The sequence below is a fragment of the Paenibacillus sp. Lou8.1 genome, from assembly GCF_024213565.1.
Classification (GTDB): Bacteria; Bacillota; Bacilli; order Paenibacillales; family Paenibacillaceae; genus Paenibacillus; species Paenibacillus polymyxa_B.
In genome coordinates, this window is record NZ_JANAVN010000045.1 from 1 (window position 1) to 599 (window position 599).

General features: G+C 53.9%; 1 protein-coding gene. It reads left to right on the forward strand.

Annotated features, from left to right (window positions below; translation table 11 throughout):
• A partial coding sequence (locus NLX78_RS26380) for an AMP-binding enzyme (protein WP_254351928.1) occupies nt 1-599 on the forward strand: 599 nt, incomplete at both ends.

Genomic DNA, 599 nt, shown 5'->3' on the forward strand with positions numbered 1-599 from the left:
ATGTATCGTACAGGCGATTTGGCAAGATGGATGCCGGACGGCAACATTGAATATTTGGGTCGGATGGACCATCAGGTAAAAATCAGAGGTTACCGGATCGAACTGGGCGAGATCGAATCACAGCTGCTGCAGGTGGAGTCGGTACAAGAAGCGGTCATTATGGCACGCACGGACGAAACGGGCCAAACACAGCTCGTGGCGTACTACGTGGCGAGTCAAGAGCTTGGAGCGGGTGAGCTGAGACAGGAGCTGGGACAAGAGCTGCCAAGCTATATGGTGCCGTCGTATTTCATCTGGTTGGAGCAGATGCCGCTGACACCGAATGGTAAAATCGACCGCAAGTCCCTGCCAGCACCAGAAGGAGGTTTGCAAAGCGGTGCGGATTATGCAGCACCACGCACTGTAACAGAACGAGCACTCGTAGCGATCTGGCAGTCCGTCCTGGGCGTGCCAATCGTTGGTATTTTAGACAATTTCTTTGATCTAGGCGGCGATTCGATCAAGGCGATTCAAATCGTGTCTCGTGCGTTCCAGGCAGGCTACAAGCTGGACATGAAGGATTTGTTCCGCTATCCCATCGTCGCAACGCTGGCACCGCA